Origin of the sequence: Bacteriovorax sp. DB6_IX (genome assembly GCF_000447775.1) — a bacterium.
Taxonomy (GTDB): domain Bacteria; phylum Bdellovibrionota; class Bacteriovoracia; order Bacteriovoracales; family Bacteriovoracaceae; genus Halobacteriovorax_A.
Genome location: NZ_AUNJ01000101.1, coordinates 1 through 2,554 on the forward strand (window position 1 = coordinate 1; position 2,554 = coordinate 2,554).

Here is a 2,554-nt window from a genome sequence, read left to right on the forward strand (position 1 = left end):
CAATCGCTATTAATCTGTATTTCGCCGAGTGATGGGATTAGGTTTTCTCTATTCAAAATAACGTCCTAAAACAAATAAGCCGTTCCCATAGAGAACGGCTCATTACATATAATGTTATTTTAGATTACTTACTTGCTTGTAGTCCACTAATTGGCTCTTTTAATTCATAGAAACCAGGCTTCATATTTTTCACCACTTGTTTCTCTCCACTTGGCCATCTAATAGTTAGTTTATTTAGAACCTTATTATCATCAAGACCAATATGAATAATTCTTTCAGATTGAACTGTTCCCGAGTTACCTACAAGTTGTCTTTTATGAAGTTTGTCTCCAACTTCTGCAGAAATTAAAGCTCCGACTGCATTTCTATTTGATGTTGTACCTCTTAGTGAAAGAACCACTGATTTCTTATTAGTTTTTCCTAAGTTCTTAAAGATTTCCACTGGAGCAAACTGATCTTTCTTAAATCCTGGATCAGCATTTCTTAAAACAATATCCATAAATCCATCTTTATCGAGGTCTGTTGTTGCAACCATATACCCATCAGCGATTGAATCTAAACCTAAGAGGTAACCTACTTCAGTAAAAGTCCCATCACCATTATTGTGAAATAGTCTATTTCTTTGCGCTCCTGCTAAAGAAGGTGCTTTTTGTGATTTTTCATATGTATCTACATCTCCTCTATAGAACGACAAGATGTCCATGATCGCCGACTGAGAATCAGATCTAAACAATAAACTTTGGAATTCATTATTTCTCTTTGGTTTCTCGTAAACGATTTGATCTGTTCTTAATCCAGACTTTAGACCGTCTTCCACAATCCCCATTGTATTGGCCATAACAAATTTAGAGGCAATATCTTGAGATTGGTCATTCTCACTTCCTGTCCAAAGTCCATTGGCCACATAGATATCTTCTAGACCATCATTATTATAATCAACGACCTTAACACCACCAGCACCTTGACCAATCCACTCAAGGCCATTTTGTTCAGTAGTTTCAGTAAATGTCTTATTCTTATTCGCAGTAAAAGATCTTAATCCTTTAACACCTGCTGAAATTGTATCTTGAACAGACCAGTTGATTTCACACGAATCCTTGATTCTCTTACTTGCATTGAAGTTAACTGATGACATTAAAAAGTCATACTTTCCATCATTGTTGATATCCATAATCTCAGCACCCATTCCATAGTCCATGAGACCAATACCAATCTTCTTCGTAGCATAGACAAAATCAGCTTTTCCATTATTCATATAGATCGGACTTAAGTTCGCTCTATCATCAATTACAACAAGATCTGATGTTCCATTTTCGTCGAAGTCCACTGCAATCGCAGAGTGTGGAAAGATCCTAGAGAGATCATCATCTACTCCATTCTTACTAATCATTTCCTTGTGAAACTTTGCAAAACCTTTATAAGGGTTATCTTTAAATACTCCTCTTCCATTATTGAAGAAGATCCCTTGTGTTGCTAGCCCCTCTTCTTGTTTTGCTTCTTCTAGTGTTGTGAAATCCTTTGCACCAGGAAATCCAACGTAGAAGTCTAGAAAACCATCATTATTAAAGTCAGCGAGGGCCAAAGGCATAGCATAGTTAGTTTTTTGATCAAACTTAACGAGACCCTTTTCAGTGTGAAGTTTCCCATCTTTATTTCTGTAGATTAAAATATCTGAACGATCATTCTTTGTTTGAGCTTCATTAGGTGCGAATCTAACAACAAGAAGATCATCATGTCCCTTATTAGAAAAGTCTGCAAAAGCTGCGGCCTTAACTAGTGATTGGTTATCAAGAGTTTCATTCTTTACAACTTTGAATGACTCGCCCTTCCCTTCACCTTTCATAAGAACAGACTCAGCGACAGTGGCTACGTATAGATCGACTTCTTTGTCATTATTATAGTCACCTAAGGCCATAGCATAACCACCACGTCTAATTGCTTCTCTTCTCAGATGCGATGGCACGTTACTCGCCACTTTACTTTCAGCAGTCATATTTTTAAAAAATGTCTCTGAAGTCTTTAAAGTTTCTGTATCTGTTAATGTGATTCTATCAATCTTCCACTCGTTATTAACTTTTGTCACATTTATATTAAAGATACCTCTTTTTTGAATTTTCGAGTTTTCGTTAGTTCCTCTAATATCAAAACGAGCCTCTATTCTCGCAGTCTTCATTCTTTGCTTTTCAGCTCTTTGCCCAGGAAGACTAATATATTTGGTTCCAACAATTTCGGCAAAATTAACATCTTTAAAATCAGCCAGGAATTTATTCATATGTCCGAGGGCCTTAGACTTGTTCAAGAGCCTTGGCAGAGGCTGAGATCTTTCATAAGAAATACTATTAATATCTCTAACTTCTTTTTTCCCAGACATGAAGTTATTTACCGTGAAGTTATCTGAAAAAATATTTAACGTACTTGCTAACTCACCTGCTAAAAAACTATTTTTCAGATCGAGTAACACAGCCTTCTCAATAGACAGGTACTCATTCTCATCCGAGAAACATTGCATTGTGAGTCTCTCTGGATTATATGGAAGGAGCTTCTTTGACTCGAA

Annotated in this window: 1 protein-coding gene; it reads right to left on the bottom strand. The window is 36.3% G+C overall.

Annotated elements, in window-relative coordinates:
- Window positions 1-124: 124 nt before the first annotated feature.
- The coding region (locus tag M901_RS03255) for a CRTAC1 family protein (protein ID WP_034719989.1) at window positions 125-2,554 on the bottom strand (2,430 nt) is incomplete at its 5' end.